The 15,649-nt window shown below is 70.4% G+C and carries 13 protein-coding genes; 6 read left to right on the forward strand and 7 right to left on the reverse strand.

All coding sequences use genetic code 11. The features are described from left to right. Positions 1–121: 121 nt before the first annotated feature. The 5 genes from AW274_RS22450 to AW274_RS22470 all read left to right on the forward strand — a co-directional run bounded on the left by AW274_RS22450 (position 122) and on the right by AW274_RS22470 (position 4,491). Complete coding sequence (locus AW274_RS22450) at positions 122–1,006, forward strand: hypothetical protein (RefSeq protein WP_062435903.1); 885 nt, start codon at positions 122–124, stop codon at positions 1,004–1,006. A gap of 45 nt (positions 1,007–1,051) precedes the next feature. Further along, positions 1,052–2,377 carry an MFS transporter gene (locus AW274_RS22455; protein WP_062435906.1) on the forward strand — a complete coding sequence of 442 codons (1,326 nt, stop codon included), beginning with the start codon at positions 1,052–1,054 and terminating at the stop codon, positions 2,375–2,377. Between the two features lie 162 nt (positions 2,378–2,539). Continuing rightward, positions 2,540–3,433 (forward strand): CAP domain-containing protein, encoded by an 894-nt coding sequence (locus AW274_RS22460; RefSeq protein ID WP_157520662.1) that lies wholly within the window; start codon positions 2,540–2,542, stop codon positions 3,431–3,433. A gap of 50 nt (positions 3,434–3,483) precedes the next feature. Further along, a complete protein-coding gene (locus AW274_RS22465; protein ID WP_062341405.1) occupies positions 3,484–4,020 on the forward strand; it encodes an FHA domain-containing protein in 537 nt (178 codons plus the stop codon). A 90-nt stretch (positions 4,021–4,110) separates the two neighbouring features. Beyond that, on the forward strand, positions 4,111–4,491 hold the full coding sequence (locus AW274_RS22470) for a Clp protease N-terminal domain-containing protein (RefSeq protein ID WP_062435909.1): 381 nt from the start codon (positions 4,111–4,113) through the stop codon (positions 4,489–4,491). Positions 4,492–4,670: 179 nt separating this feature from the next. Here the strand turns inward: AW274_RS22470 and ilvC are convergent, their stop codons facing one another. The 6 genes from ilvC to AW274_RS22500 form a co-directional block, all read right to left on the reverse strand. Further along, on the reverse strand, positions 4,671–5,660 hold the full coding sequence (gene ilvC, locus AW274_RS22475; RefSeq protein ID WP_062436210.1) for a ketol-acid reductoisomerase: 990 nt from the start codon (positions 5,658–5,660) through the stop codon (positions 4,671–4,673). Between the two features lie 32 nt (positions 5,661–5,692). Beyond that, entirely contained in the window at positions 5,693–6,217 is a 525-nt protein-coding gene (gene ilvN, locus AW274_RS22480; RefSeq protein WP_062435911.1) for an acetolactate synthase small subunit, read from the reverse strand. After that, positions 6,217–8,007: an acetolactate synthase large subunit gene (locus AW274_RS22485; protein ID WP_083974643.1), complete on the reverse strand. Its 1,791-nt coding sequence runs from the start codon at positions 8,005–8,007 to the stop codon at positions 6,217–6,219. Before AW274_RS22485 ends, ilvN begins: the two co-directional genes overlap by 1 nt. A 127-nt stretch (positions 8,008–8,134) precedes the next feature. After that, positions 8,135–8,752, reverse strand: coding sequence for a hypothetical protein (locus AW274_RS22490; RefSeq protein WP_062435915.1), 618 nt, complete (start codon positions 8,750–8,752; stop codon positions 8,135–8,137). Continuing rightward, entirely contained in the window at positions 8,752–11,421 is a 2,670-nt protein-coding gene (locus tag AW274_RS42110) for a putative bifunctional diguanylate cyclase/phosphodiesterase (RefSeq protein ID WP_439648782.1), read from the reverse strand. Before AW274_RS42110 ends, AW274_RS22490 begins: the two co-directional genes overlap by 1 nt. Positions 11,422–11,571: 150 nt before the next feature. Then, positions 11,572–12,483 (reverse strand): 2-hydroxyacid dehydrogenase, encoded by a 912-nt coding sequence (locus AW274_RS22500; RefSeq protein ID WP_062435917.1) that lies wholly within the window; start codon positions 12,481–12,483, stop codon positions 11,572–11,574. A gap of 40 nt (positions 12,484–12,523) precedes the next feature. On the opposite strand from AW274_RS22500, the gene AW274_RS22505 reads away from it, so the two are divergent. Then, entirely contained in the window at positions 12,524–13,645 is a 1,122-nt protein-coding gene (locus AW274_RS22505; protein WP_062435919.1) for a PQQ-dependent sugar dehydrogenase, read from the forward strand. Positions 13,646–13,651: 6 nt separating this feature from the next. Here AW274_RS22505 and AW274_RS22510 read toward each other — a convergent pair whose 3' ends face one another. Beyond that, positions 13,652–15,487, reverse strand: a complete 1,836-nt coding sequence (locus AW274_RS22510) for a VanW family protein (protein WP_062435921.1) — start codon at positions 15,485–15,487, stop codon at positions 13,652–13,654. Positions 15,488–15,649 lie beyond the last annotated feature (162 nt).

The following is a 15,649-nucleotide window of genomic DNA, read 5'->3' on the forward strand; positions in this document are numbered from 1 at the left end:
GATTTGACGGCATACCCGGGTTGGACCGAGCCAATCCCCACAGCCGCCAACTTGGTATTGATCGCACCTAATCTTGGCGATTAGCCTGCTAAATCGTGGTTCGGTACCTATGGTTCAGCATATGAGCATCGGGAATCCCGCTCTCGGCGAAGTGCTCGCCCAGCACGGCAGTCCGCACCAACTTCTCGCCGCTTTGGCGGATTGGGGCATCCTGGTCGCCGTCCGGCCCGATCGTTCCGTGGTGCTCGGCACCACGCAGAGTGGCGAACGGGTGCTGCTCGGCTACACCGGTCCGGCGACGTACGCGCGCCACCGGGGCAGCCACTCGTTGTCGGTGTGCGACGCCGACACGATCCTGGACATCCAGCGGGTGACCGGGGTCCGCGAGATCGTCATCGACGCCGCCGGGCCCGCCGCCGCGGCCGTGCCGATCGACGACCTCCAGCGGTACCTCCGCCAGACCCGCAGCGGGCCGCATCCGGTGTTGTCGGGCGCCACGCCGAACGCCTACGCGACCGGCAGCATGGACCGGATCCCCAAGCCGCCGGTCCGCACCGCGGCGCCGATGCCGCTGGGCGCGCCGGTCCCGCCGGTGCAGCAGCACGCCCCCGCCGCGCCGGCGCCGTGGATCCCCCAGCCGCGCCAGCACCTGTCGGGCGCGATGCAGGTGGTCGACCCCGGATACCAGCGCACGAACCACCCGATACTGCCCGCTCTGCGGGTGGCCATCGCCGAGTTACTGCGTGACATGCCGGTCGTCCACCACGTGTGGATCTCGGCCGCGCGCACGGTCTCGGGGTCGCAGGGGATCATGCTGCATGTGAAGGTGCACACCGCCAACGCCGAGGACATCGTCCGCGACCTCCATCGCGGGGTGCGCGCCAGGCTGCCGCAGCTGGCCGCCAGCGAGGCTCCGGTGCTGATGGCGCGGGTGGCCGACGCGTTCACCGAACGGCGCATGATCGAACTGGGCGCGCACGTCGTCTGTGCGGACGTAACGGACTGATCGATTCCCTATCCGATTTGCCGTGATTGAGTTTGAATTGCGGCCATGGTCACGGTCCCCACCCGAGTGCGCCTCGGCTATGCCGTCGGCTCCTTCTGCACGGCCAACTTCAACACCATCCCCGGCCTCCTGCTGCTGATCTACATGACCAACGTGCTGGCCGTCGATCCGCTGCTGGCCGGGTTCGTGGTGTTCCTGCCGAAAGCGTGGGACCTGGTCGCCAACACGCTGGTCGGCCAGTGGTCCGACCGGACGGTGTCGCGGTGGGGGCCCAGGCGGCCGTGGCTGCTCGGCGGGGCGGCGATCCTGCCGATCGCCTTCGTGGTGATGTTCATCGGCCCGCCCCTCACCGGGGTCCCGGCCGCGCTCTTCGTCGGGGCCGCCTTCCTGGTCGCGGCCAGCGGGTACGCCCTGTTCGAGGTCCCCTACAAGGCGATGCCCGCCGAGATGACCCACGACTACCACGAGCGCACGTCGCTGCTGCAGTGGCGCATGATCTTCGTCGCCATCGCCATCGGCATGAGCGGCATCCTGGCGCCGATCCTCGCGGGCGACACCGTCGAGGGCTACCGGCTCATGGGCGTGGTCTTCGGCGTGATCCTGCTGCTCTCGATGCTGGCCTCGTTCTTCGGCACCGCCGGCGCGCCCTACACCGGCCAGGCGGAGGCCGAGTCGAGCCTGAAGGCCCAGATCAAGGCGGCCCGCAGCTCCGGGCCGTTCATGTGGCTGCTGGGCCTGAGCTGCGCGCAGACCCTCGGCGCGTACGTCATGCTCGCCGGCGCGCCCTACTTCGCGGCGTACACGATCGGCAGCACCGGCGCGACGACGACCCTGTTCGCGGCGCTGGTCGGCCCGATGCTCGTGACGATGCCGCTGTGGGTGTGGCTGGCCAGGAAGCTCGACAAACGCGGGGCCATGATCCTCTCCGGGGTGCTGTTCATGAGCGGCGCGGTCGCGGCCGTCGCCACCCCCCTGTTCGGCCCGGTCTACGCCCACGTGGTGATCGTCGTGGTCGGCGTCGGGTACGCCGGCCTCCAGTTGCTCCAGTTCTCGATGCTGGCCGACGTGATCGCGTACGACGGCATGGTGAGCGGGAAGCGCCGCGGCGGCGTGTTCACCGGCCTGTGGACGGCGGTGGAGAGCGCGGTGGCCGCCTTCGGCGCGACCATCTACGGCGCGACCCTGGCGATCGGCGGCTTCCGCGAGTCGGACCCCGCCAACCCGGTCACGCAGCCCGAGAGCGCGGAGTTCGCGGTGCTCATCGGCATCACGGTGGTGCCCGCGGCGATCATCCTCGTGGGGGTCCTGATGACCTTCAAATACGACCTCACGAGTGCCAAGATGTCTCAGGTTTCACACGATGTGACGTAAATCACATGAACCTCGGTTGGAACGTGGCCATCAGGGATTCCGTAACGGGAAGATCTCGGCCAGGTCACCGAATATGACGGTTTTCCTCCCACGCCAGCTCCGACCAGGCCATACTTCGGTTCCATTCCAGAGCTTCGGAACCCCACCCCTGGAAGGAAGTTCATGAAGACTTCACTCCGCGCGCTCTTCTGCGCCGGTGTGCTGCTGGCCGCCACTCTCCCGGCGATCGGCTCTGCCTCGGCGGCGACCGCGCAGGCACAGGCCGCGCAGGCTCAGGCCGCGCGTTGCCGCATCGTCGCGTCGAAGCCCGCCGTCAACCAGCTCGGCCAGCTCACCGCCGTCGGCTCCCGCACCGGCCGCTGCTTCGGCAAGACCAGGGTCCGGGTGCGGATCAAGCAGTCGGTCGCCGGTCCGGACACCACGCTCAAGAGCGGCTCCCGGGTCGTCCGCACCGCCAAGCTGCGGCTGCGCGCCACCTGCGCCCCCGGCGTCTACTACACCCAGGTGACGGGCCGCTTCGGCCAGGTCGTCAACTCGCGCCGGGTCAACATCACCACCTGCACCCCGGCCCCCGCGCCGTCCCCCTCCCCGTCGCCCTCGGCCTCGCCCACCCCGTCGCCGAGCGCCTCGCCCAGCGCCACCCCGTCGACGAACCCGCCCACCGGCGGCACCGTCGGCACCACCGTCGAGAACGAGGTCGTGCGGCTCACCAACGCCGAGCGCGCCAAGGGCGGCTGCGGCCCCCTGACGCACGACGCCAAGCTCCGCACCGCCGCCTTCAACCACTCGGCGGACATGTCGGCGAAGAACTACTTCAGCCACGACTCGGCCGACGGACGCTCGTTCGGCGACCGTCTCAAGCAGGCCGGCTTCAGCTTCCGCGCCGCCGGTGAGAACATCGCCAAGGGCTACCAGACGGCCGCCCAGGTCGTTCAGGGCTGGATGAACAGCCCCGGCCACAAGGCGAACATCATGAATTGCACCTACACGCACATCGGCGTGGGTCACGTGGTCGCGGGTGGGCCATACTGGACCCAAGACTTCGCGAAGCCCTGACCTTAGGGGCTATCTGGACACCGGCCTGACGGAAAGCGGATACTCCAGACATGAGCTCCGAGCCACACGTGCGCGCCTCTGACGAGGACCGCGAGCGTGCGCTCAACGAGCTACGTGAACGGGCGGCCGAAGGCCACCTCTCAATGGAGACGTTCGTCGGCAGGGTCGACCAGGCCCTGCGCGCCCGCAGCGCCGCAGAGCTCGAACAACTCGTCGCCGACCTGCCCCAGCGGGGCAGGTTCCGGCGGCGGGCCACCGACCTCGTCGGATCGGTGTCCGACTTCAGCACCCGGCTACGGGCGGCCTGGCGCCGCCCCAAGCTCCCCCGCCTCGCACTGCCGGCAGACACGCGGATCCGGTACGTCGTGGGGCGCGGCTCAGCCTGCGACCTGGTGCTGGCCGACCTGACCGTCTCGCGGATCCACGCGGAACTGCGACGAGAAGAAGACCACTGGCTGCTGGTCGACCTCGGCTCACTGAACGGCACCCGCCTGAACGGGTGGCGCCTGGTGGGCCCGGCCCGAGTCCGCAGCGGTGATGAGATCAGCTTCGGCGACTGCGCCTTCCTGGTGTCAGTCCCTCTTTGATCGCACCAAGGCCCGGCTCCCCCTGATCAAGGGAGCCGGGCCTTGTTGATTTCCGGCCGCAGGAGGAGTCCCAGGTTCCGGCGCGGAGTCATGCGAGAGCCCGTCGAGCGCCTGCTCACCGCCAACGCGGCCAGAGTGCTCGCATTGGCCGATCGGCACGCCCCTGACGTCCTGGCCGCCCTGCTGGAGAACGGCGAAGGGGTCGCGATCCTGTGCCTGCGCAGGCTCGGGGTCAGCCCCCACGACCTGATCACCACGCCCACGAGCGGGCCCACCACAGTCCTGGAGCAGGCGCGGCGTCAGGCCCACCTCCTCGGCCACCGGTACATCGGCACCGAACACCTGCTGCTGGCGCTGGCAGAGGAGGACCCGGAGCTGCTCGCCCGTCTCGGAACCGACCCGGCCACCCTCCGGCGACTGGTCGTCCACGTGCTGAGAGAACCGGTCCCGACCGGCTGGACCTGGCCGTGAGGCCGGCCACGTGAAATGACGAACCCGGCCCCTTCGGTGAAAGGGGCCGGGCTGGTCGTATGGCACGTTCGGCCGCGGCGGTGTCTGGACTGAGGAACGCAGGAGAGCGAAGCGAACCGGAGTGACGAGGGAAGACACCGACTAAGAGCGGCCGAACCGCGCCTGCGGAGCAGGCGCCATTAACCAGCGTTCTGGAGCCAGCTCATCATCGGGCGGAGCTTGGCGCCGGTCTTCTCGATCGGGTGCTCGGCCAGTTCGTCGCGGTACTGCTGGAAGCGCTTCTGGCCGCCGTCGAACTCGGCCACCAGCTCACGCGCGAACTCACCCGACTGGACCTCGTCGAGGATGCGGCGCATCTCCTTCTTGGTCTCGTCGTTGATGAGGCGCGGGCCGCGGGAGTAGCCGCCGTACTCGGCGGTGTCGGAGACCGACCAGTACATCTTGTGGATGCCGCCCTCGTACATGAGGTCGACGATCAGCTTCATCTCGTGGAGGCACTCGAAGTAGGCGACCTCGGGCTGGTAGCCGGCCTCGATCAGGGTCTCGAAGCCCGCCTTGATGAGCTCGGACACGCCGCCGCAGAGCACGGCCTGCTCGCCGAACAGGTCGGTCTCGGTCTCCTCGGTGAAGGTGGTCTTGAGCGCGCCGGCGCGGGTGCCGCCGATGCCCTTCGCGTACGACAGCGCGAGCTGCCAGGCGTTGCCCGTGGCGTCCTTCTCGACGGCGACGAGGCAGGGCACGCCGCGACCGGCGGCGTACTGGCGGCGGACCAGGTGGCCCGGCCCCTTCGGCGCGACCATGGCGACGTCGACGCCCGCGGGGGCCTCGATGAGGCCGTAGCGGATGTTGAGGCCGTGGCCGAAGAAGAGGGCGTCGCCCTCGACCAGGTTCGGGGCCACGTGCTCGGCGTAGAGGTGGCGCTGGATGTGGTCGGGCGCGAGGATCATGGTGAGGTCGGCCTCTTCGACCGCTTCGGACGGGTTGAGCACCCGCAGGCCGTCGGCCTCGACCTTCTCCCGGCTCTTGGAGCCCTCGGGGAGTCCGACGCGGACGTCGACGCCGGAGTCGCGCAGGCTCAGGGCGTGCGCGTGCCCCTGGCTGCCGTAACCCAGGACGGCGACGTGGCGGCCCTGGATGATCGACAGGTCGGCGTCGTTGTCGTAGTAGATCTCAGTCACTTCGATAAACCTTTCGGGGTTTCTTAAGCGGTCCGGTCCAGGGCCCGGAGCGAGCGGTCGGTGATCGACCGGGCACCGCGGCCGATGGCCACCATGCCCGACTGCACGAGTTCCTTGATGCCGAACGGCTCAAGGACGCGCACGAACGCCTCCAGCTTGTCGACCGTACCGGTGACCTCGATGGTGACCGCGTCGGGGGCGACGTCGACGCAGCGCGCCCGGAACAGGTTGACCAGTTCCAGGACGTGGCTGCGCGAGTCGGCGTCGGCCCGCACCTTGATCAGCATGAGTTCGCGCTGCACGGACTGGTTCGTGTCCAGCTCGACGATCTTGAGGACGTTCACCAGCTTGTTGAGCTGCTTGGTGACCTGCTCGAGCGGCAGGTCCTCGACGTTGACGACGATCGTCATGCGGGAGACGTCGGCGTGTTCCGTCGGACCGACCGCGAGCGAGTCGATGTTGAATCCGCGGCGGCTGAACAGGGCCGAGACCCGGGCGAGCACGCCAGGCTTGTTCTCGACCAGAACGGACAGGGTGTGCCTGCTCATCAGTCCTCGTGCTCCCACTTCGGCGCCATGTCACGGGCGTACTTGATGTCGTCGTTGCTGGTGCCGGCGGCGACCATCGGCCAGACCATGGCGTCCTGGTGCACCACGAAGTCGATCACGACGGGCATGTCGGTGATCTCCATCGCCTTGCGGATGGTGTCGTCGACGTCTTCCGGGCGCTCGCAGCGCAGGCCGACGCAGCCGTAGGCCTCGGCCAGCTTGACGAAGTCGGGGATGCGGCGGGACGCCTGAAGGTCGGTGTTGCTGTAGCGCTCCTCGTAGAAGAGCGTCTGCCACTGGCGCACCATGCCGAGGTTGCCGTTGTTGATGACCGCGATCTTGACCGGCACACCTTCGAGTGCGCAGGTCGCGAGCTCCTGGTTGGTCATCTGGAAGCAGCCGTCGCCGTCGATGGCCCACACTTCCTTCTCGGGACGGCCCATCTTGGCGCCCATCGCGGCCGGGACCGCGAAGCCCATCGTGCCCGCGCCGCCGGAGTTGATGAACGACCCCGGGTTCTCGTAGCCGATGAACTGCGAGGCCCACATCTGGTGCTGGCCGACGCCCGCGACGTAGATCGCCTCGGGGCCGACCAGCTCGCTGATGCGCTCCATGATGTACTGCGGCGCCAGCGAGCCGTCTTCGTAGGTCTCGTAACCGAGGGCGTAGGTCTCGCGGTAGGCCTCCAGGTGACGCCACCACTCGGCGTAGTCGCCCTTGACCGCGCTCGCCTTGATCGCCGCGACCAGGTCGGCGATGACCTCCTTGCAGTCGCCCACGATCGGCACGTCGGCGTGGCGGTTCTTGGAGATCTCGGCCGGGTCGATGTCGGCGTGGACGACCTTGGCGCCCGGCGCGAAGGTGTCGAGCCGGCCGGTGACGCGGTCGTCGAAGCGGGCGCCCAGCACGATCATCAGGTCGCTGCGCTGGAGCGCGCCGACCGCCGCGACCGTGCCGTGCATGCCGGGCATGCCGAGGTGCTGCTTGTGGCTGTCGGGGAAGGTGCCCCGGGCCATCAGGGTCGTGATGACCGGGATGCCGGTCAGCTCGGCCAGTTCGAACAGTTCGTCCGACGCGCGGGCCTTGTGGACGCCGCCGCCGACGTACAGGACAGGGCGTTTGGCCTCGGTGATGAGCCGGGCCGCCTCCCTGATCTGCTTGGAATGCGGGCGGGTGACCGGGCGGTAGCCCGGAAGCTGCATCTGGACGGGCCAGGAGAACGTGGTCGTCGCCTGGAGCGCGTCCTTGGAGATGTCGACGAGCACGGGACCGGGACGGCCGCTCGCCGCGATGTGGAACGCCTCGACGATGGTCCGGGGGATGTCGGCCGCATCGGTGACGAGGAAGTTGTGCTTCGTGATCGGCATGGTGATGCCGGAGATGTCGGCTTCCTGGAAGGCGTCGGTGCCGATGGCCTTCGAGGCGACCTGGCCGGTGATCGCCACGATCGGCACCGAGTCCATGTAGGCGTCGGCGATCGGGGTCACCAGGTTGGTCGCGCCCGGCCCGCTCGTGGCCATGCAGACGCCGACCTTGCCGGTGGCCTGGGCGTAGCCCTCGGCGGCGTGCCCGGCGCCCTGCTCGTGACGCACGAGCACGTGCCGGACCTTCTTGGAGTCGTAGAGGGGATCGTAGGCGGGGAGGATCGCACCGCCGGGGATCCCGAACACGGTGTCGACCCCGACCTGCTCCAGGGCCCGCACGAGGGCCTGAGCACCTGTCATCTGTTCGGTCATCGGCTCGTTCCTTGAGGCTGAGCTGGGCGTGTTCCGGCATAAAAAATGCCCCATCCGCAGAGAGCGGGACTGGGGCGGCGCGCGCAGGACTTCGGACTTCGTCAGGCGCGCCTGCGAAGTACTACGAGGAGGATCCCACCGCGATGCATGGACCCACCTTGTCCGATGAAACGGGCAGTCGTCAAATCCTGTGGGACGGACGTCTCAACAAATGAGACATCCGAATCAGGTGCCGCCGGGCATGGGCCCGCTTCAGGCGGTCGGCGGCCAACTCCGCGAAGCGAAAGGTCTCCGGCCACGTCGGCGCATCCGGCGTCGTGTGGCCCCGATAGAGGACGGCCATGTTCCGGTACGCCATCACGACGTACTCGACCACCATGTCGGGGTCGTCGACCGAGCAGCCGGGCGCGCGGACCTCGAATGCGTGGATCTCCTCCAGCAGCTCGGGCGCCTCGACGGTGCGGAAGGCGTACTCGCCGTCGGGTCCGGACACACCGTCGCAGTGGGTGGCGACGAGGGCGGCGGCGGACATGATGCGCCGGAGAGAGCCGTGGTCGCAGGTGAAGACGTGGTGGGCGGCGCCCCTGGGGTTGGACTTCCACATCCCATTGTTCTCGACCCCGAAGAACGCGCCGTTGAAGCGGTTGGCCGCGTCTCGGGCCCGGGGATCGACGTCGCCCATCGTCCGGAGAGGCAGGTTCCACCGCTCCATCTTGAACCCGCGCAGCCTCTCGCCCTCTCCGTAGTCGGCGAGGGTGAGCAGGGCCCGTTTCCGGAGCTCCACCTGCCAGGAGCGCACTACGCCGAGGCCGTCAGGCTGGTTCGGATCAGGGAGCTGACGCCCTGCGCCGCCATCGGGCGGCCCACCAGGTAGCCCTGCCCGCGGCTGCAGCCCATCTCGCGCAGCAGGTCGAGCTGCTCGGGGCGTTCGATGCCCTCGGCGACCACGATCAGGCCGAGGTCGTGGCCCAGCCGGACGATCGTGCGGGTCAGCAGGCTGAGGGTCTCGTCGCGGCCGAGGCCGCTGACGAAGGAGGGGTCGATCTTGATGATGTCGACCGGGAGCTGGCGGAGCAGGGCCAGGGAGGCGTAGCCGGTGCCGAAGTCGTCGATCGCCAGCCGCACGCCGAGCGCGCGGAGGTCGGAGAGCTTGCCGATGGTGTCTTCGGCGTCTTCGACGAGCATCTCCTCGATCACTTCGAGGGTGAGGGCGCTCGGCGGCAAGCCGCTCTCCGACAGGGCCTCCGAGACCGTCTCGACGAAGCCGGCCGCCGTGATCTGGCGCTTCGACAGGTTGACCGACAGGCCGATGTCCCAGTTGGCGGCGCGCCATTCGGCGACCTCGCGGCACGCCTCGCGGAGTATCCACTCGCTCAGCGGCACGATCAGGCCGGTGTCCTCGGCCGTGCCGAGGAACTGCTCGGGCGGGGTGAAGACGCCGCTCCCCCGGCACCAGCGCACCAGCGCCTCGACGGCGGTGACGCGGGAGGTGGCCAGGTCGACCACGGGCTGGTATTCGATCGCGAACTGCTGGTCGAGCAGGGCGCGCTGGAGGTCGGCGGCGGTTTCGAGGCGGCGTACGGCCTCGGCGTGCATGTGGGCGGCGAAGACCTCGACGCGGCGGCCGCCCAGGCCCTTGGCCCGCGCCATCGCGACGTCGGCGTTGCGCAGCAGGTCGGCGGCCGAGGTGTCGTCTTCGGTGAAGGCCACCCCGACCGAGGCGGTCAGCGCGATGTCGCGGTCGGCGACCCGGAACGGCTCCTGGGAGACCGCCCTGACCAGGCGTTCGGCCAGGTCGACGACCATCTGGGCGTCGGCTCCGGCCTCCAGCAGGACGGCGAACTCGTCGCCGCCCCAGCGGGCGAGCGTGTCGTCGGCCCGCAGGGCCTGGCGCAGCCGCCGGGCGGCCTGGCCGAGCAGGTAGTCGCCGCTCGCGTGGCCGACGGAGTCGTTGACGCCGGTGAAGCCGTCGAGGTCGAGGAAGATCACGGCGGTGCCGGCCGAGCGGGCGAGCACCTCGCGGGTGCGCTCCTCGAAGTAGGCCCGGTTGGGCAGGCCGGTCACGCCGTCGTGGAAGGTCAGGTGGGTGACCTGGTTGCGCAGCGCCACCTGGTCGGAGACGTCGCGGGTGGTCACCAGGATCAGGTCTTCGCGGCGGACGTCGCGGGTCGCCACCGACTCGGTGGGCCGCCAGGTGCCGTCGGCGGCGCGGACCCGGCAGGCCAGCCGGCAGGTGCCGTAGCGCTCGATGTTGCCGTCGTCTTCGGCGAGCTGGCGCAGCAGCGCCTGGATGACGGGCACGTCCTCGGGGTGGACGTAGTCGACGATCGGCTGGCCGAGCAGGCTCGCGGGCGCGTAGCCGTAGGTGGTCTCGACCCCGTCGCTGATCTCCTGTACGACCCCCTCGAGGTCGACCATCAGCACGACGTCGCCGGTGTTCTCGGCCAGTTGCCGCAGCTGCCGCTCGCTCACGACCATCTGCCGCCGCATGCCGTCGGCCGACAACATCACGATCAGCAGCCGGGCCAGCAGCACGGCCACCGCCGACACGGTGACGACCGGCATCAGCACGTCGCCGGTCGACCCGACGGCCTTCACGGCCACGACGACCACGGCCGCGAGCACGAGCGCGTAGGGGGCGACGGTGACCACCACGGGAGGCGTGGCGGCGTTGCGCTGATCCGAGGGCACCCGGCGGCGTCCGGCCTCCTCGATCCACGGAGCGATCGCGAGGGCGACGAATCCCAGGGGGGCGACCAGCCCGGCCGGGACGGCCGGGTCGACGCCGTTGAGGCGGGAGACGGCCGTGGCCAGTTCGGCCACCGTGACCGCGAACAGCACCCCGAGCCCGGCCAGCCCGACCGAGCGGTTGGCCGCCCGCGAGACCGCCACGAACGGGGCCGCCGCGCAGGTCGCCAGCAGGCACAGCAGCGGCAGCGCGAGGGTCGTGTAGAAGGCGCCGGTCTCCTCGGCCTCGGCGAACATCGGCGCGAGCAGCAGCGCCCAGGTGATCGCGAAGAGGGAGGCGGCCGACAGGTAACCGTCGCCGATCTGGCGGAACAGGCCGCGGCTCTGCGGCGGCGGCAACGAGGTCAGCCAGCAGCCGATCATCATCAGCAGCGCGCCGACGAGCAGCATGAGGTCGGCGAAGGTGAGCACGAAGGCGGTGCCCTCGGCCACCGGCCGCACGCCGGTCCCGGCCAGCCAGGTGAGCGCGCCGCCGGCCAGCCAGCGCCAGCCCACGGCCTCGCGGCGGTCGCTCGCGCCGTCGCCGGCGCCGCGGTCGCCCGAAAGGATCCGGCCCGAGGCCACCACCAGGGAGACCGCCGCGAGCAGGCCCGTAACCAGGCCCGCCACCGCCGTCACCGCGGAGGCCGATCCGCCCGCTATCAGGGCAGCGGCGATGACCGCCGCGCCGAGCCCGGCAGCGGCGATGAGCGAGACCCTGGGGTCACGCGTGCCGTTCACGCTCGTCGCCCTTTACTTCCGGTCACATCGTCAGTTTGCGCGCCGGTGCCGCCGCTGATGGAGACATCGGCCCAGTCGTCACCGATCTGATAAACAGGAATTCACGGTACGGACCCGAGGTCACGTCCTCGCTACGGTCCGGAACCAGATTCAGTAGCCCCCGCTGATGATATTGGTCAGCGGACGGCCGTCGTGCAGCCTTCGCAGCTGTGCCTCGACATAGACGAGTGCGCGCCTGGTCGAGGCGGGAGTGCTGCCCGCGACGTGAGGGGTGATGAGCAGGTGGGGCGCCTTCCAGAGCGGATGGCCTTCGGGCAGCGGCTCGGGGTCGGTGACGTCGAGCGCCGCCCGCAGCCGGCCCGATTCGAGCTCGGCCAGCAGCGCGCCGGTGTCGACGACGGGTCCGCGGGCCGCGTTGACCAGCAGCGCGCCGTCCTTCATCCGGGCCAGGAACGCGGCGTCGACCATGCCCTTGGTGGCGGCGGTGGCCGGGACCAGCAGCACCACGACGTCGGCCCGGGGCAGCAGGCCGGGCAGTTCCGATTCGGCGTGGACGCCGTCGCGGGCGCTCCTGGCCACCCTGATCACGTCGACCTCGAACCCGGCCAGCCGCCGTTCGAGGGCGGCGCCGATGGAGCCGTACCCGAGGATGAGGACCGTGGAGTCGGCCAGGACGCCCGTGTGCTGGTAGGCCCACCGGCCCTGTTCCTGGGCGCGCACGAAGGCCGGGAACTCGCGCAGCGAGGCGATCATCGCGCCGACCGCCCACTCGGCGGTTCCGGCGTCGTGGACGCCCCTGGCGTTGCAGAGCGACACCCCATCGGGGACGTGGGGCAGGTAGGGTTCGACCCCGGCGGTAACCGTCTGGATGAGGCGCAAACGTGTCATCCGCGACAGCAACTCCGAGATGTCCGGCACCGGGATGAGCGGGGGGACCCACACCTCGACGTCCCCGGCCCCGGGCGGCTCGGGATGGTCGCGTCCGTCGAAGAGCGCGTATTCGACGTCGGCCAGGTCGGTCGGGACAGCGGACTCGGCCTGCGGGGCCACCCAGATCTTCACAGGGGACAACCCTAATGACCGGTATGGAAGGGTGTAACTGATGGGCGTAGGCCGGACCGGGCTGCTCACGCTGGCGGCGGCACTGACGGTGGGCTGCACCGCCGCCTGCACGCCGGAGACCGGAGTGGGCACGGGCGTGACGCCGACCCCGCTGGCCGCGACGGCGACGGCGACGGGACCGGCGGCGGAGAGCCCCGCCCCCGCCGACGGGCCGCGCACGCTGGTCGAGGGGCTGGAGGTGCCCTGGGCCATCGCGTTCCTGCCCACCGGCGAGGCCCTGGTGACCGAGCGCGACTCGGGTCAGATCGTCCAGGTGGCCGCTTCCGGCCGCAAGACCGAGATCGGCACCGTGGCCGGGGTGAGCGCGGCGGGCGAGGGCGGCCTCATGGGCATCGCGGTCTCCCCCGAGTTCGAGCGCGACAAGCAGATCTTCGTCTACTTCACCTCGGCCCAGGACAACCGCATCGTCCGCTACCGCTTCGACGGCGCCCTGTCGGCCCCCGAGCCGATCGTGACCGGCATCCCCAAGGCCGGCATCCACAACGGCGGCCGGCTGGCCTTCGGCCCCGACGGCTACCTGTACGCCTCCACCGGCGAGGTCGGCGACCGGGGCCTGTCGCAGGACCGCGACTCGCTGGCCGGGAAGATCCTCCGCATGACGGTCGACGGCGAACCGGCCCCGGAGAACCCGTTCGGCACCCTGGTCTGGAGCATGGGCCACCGCAACGTCCAGGGCCTGGCCTGGGACGAGAGCGGCAACATGTACGCCACCGAGTTCGGCCAGAACACCTTCGACGAGCTCAACCTGATCCGCGCGGGCGGCAACTACGGCTGGCCCGAGGTCGAGGGCGTCGCCGCCGACGACCGGTTCGTCAACCCGCTGGTGACGTGGTCGACCGACGAGGCGTCCCCGTCGGGCCTGGCCTACGCCGACCACGCGGTGTGGGCGGCGGCGCTGCGCGGCGAGCGGTTGTGGAAGGTCCCGGTGACCCCCGACGGCGCGGCGGGCCGCCCCGAGGCCCTCTACGAGGGCGAGTTCGGCCGCCTGCGGTCGGTCGCGACGGCGCCCGACGGCTCGTTGTGGGTGGGCACCAGCAACCGCGACGGACGCGGCGACCCGAAGAACGGCGACGACCGCATCCTGGTCATCCCGGGTCGTTGACAGGCGTTAGTCGGCTTCGGGGCAGACGGTCTCGGCGCGCGGCTTGTAGACCGTCTTCCAGTCCTCGGGGGGCTCCACGGTGCCGTCGAGACGCACCCGCTCACGGGTCGTCACGATCGTGAACCCGGCGCTGCCCGCCACGGGCACGCAGCCGGCCGCGGGGCCCTGGGTCGGCAACATGGAGGTGAACCGGGTGCGCTCGCTCTGAGTGATCTTGACGTCGAAGGTCTTGGTCCCCCACAACGACACCACCATCTCGGTGTCGGAGGCGGACGCCTGGATGAGCACCCCGTAGTCGGTGTTGTTGCGCCAGACCAGGTCGGGTCCCGGGTAGGAGACGGCCACCTCGAGCCCGGCGGGATAGGGCGGCAGGAACGACTGGTGCGCCACCGCCTCGACGATCTCCAGGCCGCTGAGGAGGGCCGCGTTGTAGAGGACGGTCCCGGCGACCGAGACCCCGGGCACGTCGCGGCCCTGTTCGCCGCGGATGTCGACCTCCTCGGCGGGCCCGGCGTATCCGGGGCGGCCCTCGCGGAGCCCGGTCGCCTGGTTGAGCGAGAACGTCTCGCCGGGGCGGATGATCAGGCCGTTGACGCGCCGCGCGGTCTCCTTGATGTTGGTCACCCGGGGCTGGCAGCAGCTGTACCGCATGTCGACCCTGGTCAGCTGCTGTTCGATGCCGATCGCCGCGGCTTCCTTGTCGTCGAGGCCGGGCTTGAGCAGGGTCATCGGCACGGTCACCGTACGCTCGCCCTGGCGGCCGAGGACGGCGATGATCTGGGCGCCCAGCTTGGAGGTGTCGATCCCGATGCCCGGCTTCCCCGGCACCAGTTCCGGCCGTCCGTCGTCGATGACGAAGGTCGCGTCGCGGGGCGACTCGCCGGCGGGCACGAACCGCATGCCCCGCGTCGCCACGGCCGCGTCGAAGCGGGCCTCCAGCCCGCCGGTGTCGCCGGGCACGAAGCTCAGCGCCGCCGCGATGTCGACCGGCGCGAGCTCCATCGAGGTGCCGCCGTACGTCAGCGTGACCGGCGCCGCGACCGCCCTGCGCGCCCAGGCCACCGCCCGGTTCACGCCCTCGCGGGTGGCGCGGGGATCGGCCTCGACGGGCTTCACGTCGACGATGATGTCGGGCTTCAGGTAGGCGTCGCGCACCGCCTCGACGACGCGCGGCACGTCGAGCGCGGTGCCCTTCTTGGGGTAGACCGGCTCGGGCCGCAGGCCGTCGAAGGTGACGTCGCCCTCGACCATCGCCTGCTCCATGGCCCGCGCCACCTGCGTCGAGACCACCTCGCCGAGCCGCCCGCTGTCGACCCGGACGACCGGGACGACCTCGCGCCCGCCGGTCATCGACCGCCAGATGTCGACCGGGCTGGGGAAGCCGATGGGCAGGGCCCGCACGGTGGCCGGGATGTCGATCGACAACCCGCTGCGCTCGGGGCTGATGCGCTCGCTCGTGGTGCCGTGGCGTACGACGATGGCGTTGGTCGCCGCGCTGACCAGCCCGGTCTTCAGCCGGTTGCTCGCTTCCTGGGCGTTCATGCCGCCCACGTCGACGCCGAGCACGGTCGTGCCCGGGTAGACGTTGCCGGCCATCAGGAAGGCGGGCACGGCGTAGAGGAAGACCAGCAGCCCGCCCACGACGAGCAGGGCCGACCGCACCCAGCGGAACCCGGGCCCGTCTTCCTCGGGCAGGTCCTCGACCTCGGCGGGCAGCGGCGCGATGGTGACCTTGCGCGGCGCGGCGACGGGCCAGACCTCGACCTTGGCCGGGGGCGGTAACGACGTCTCGGGGGGCGGCGACTTCACGAGGGGGGCGCTGCCGAAGATGTCGGACGTCACGCCCGGGGGCAGCGTGCCGCCCGCGCGAACCGGGTGTTTACGTGCGGAGACCGCCTCAGAGTCCGTCCCGAACGGATCCGTAGGCGGGTCGATGGACGCTTCGGCGTTCCGCACGCCTTGCTCTCCTCCGGCTCAGGGGAAACTCCCTTCAGTTAACCCTAA

The organism is Herbidospora daliensis, from assembly GCF_001570585.1.
Taxonomy (GTDB): domain Bacteria; phylum Actinomycetota; class Actinomycetes; order Streptosporangiales; family Streptosporangiaceae; genus Herbidospora; species Herbidospora daliensis.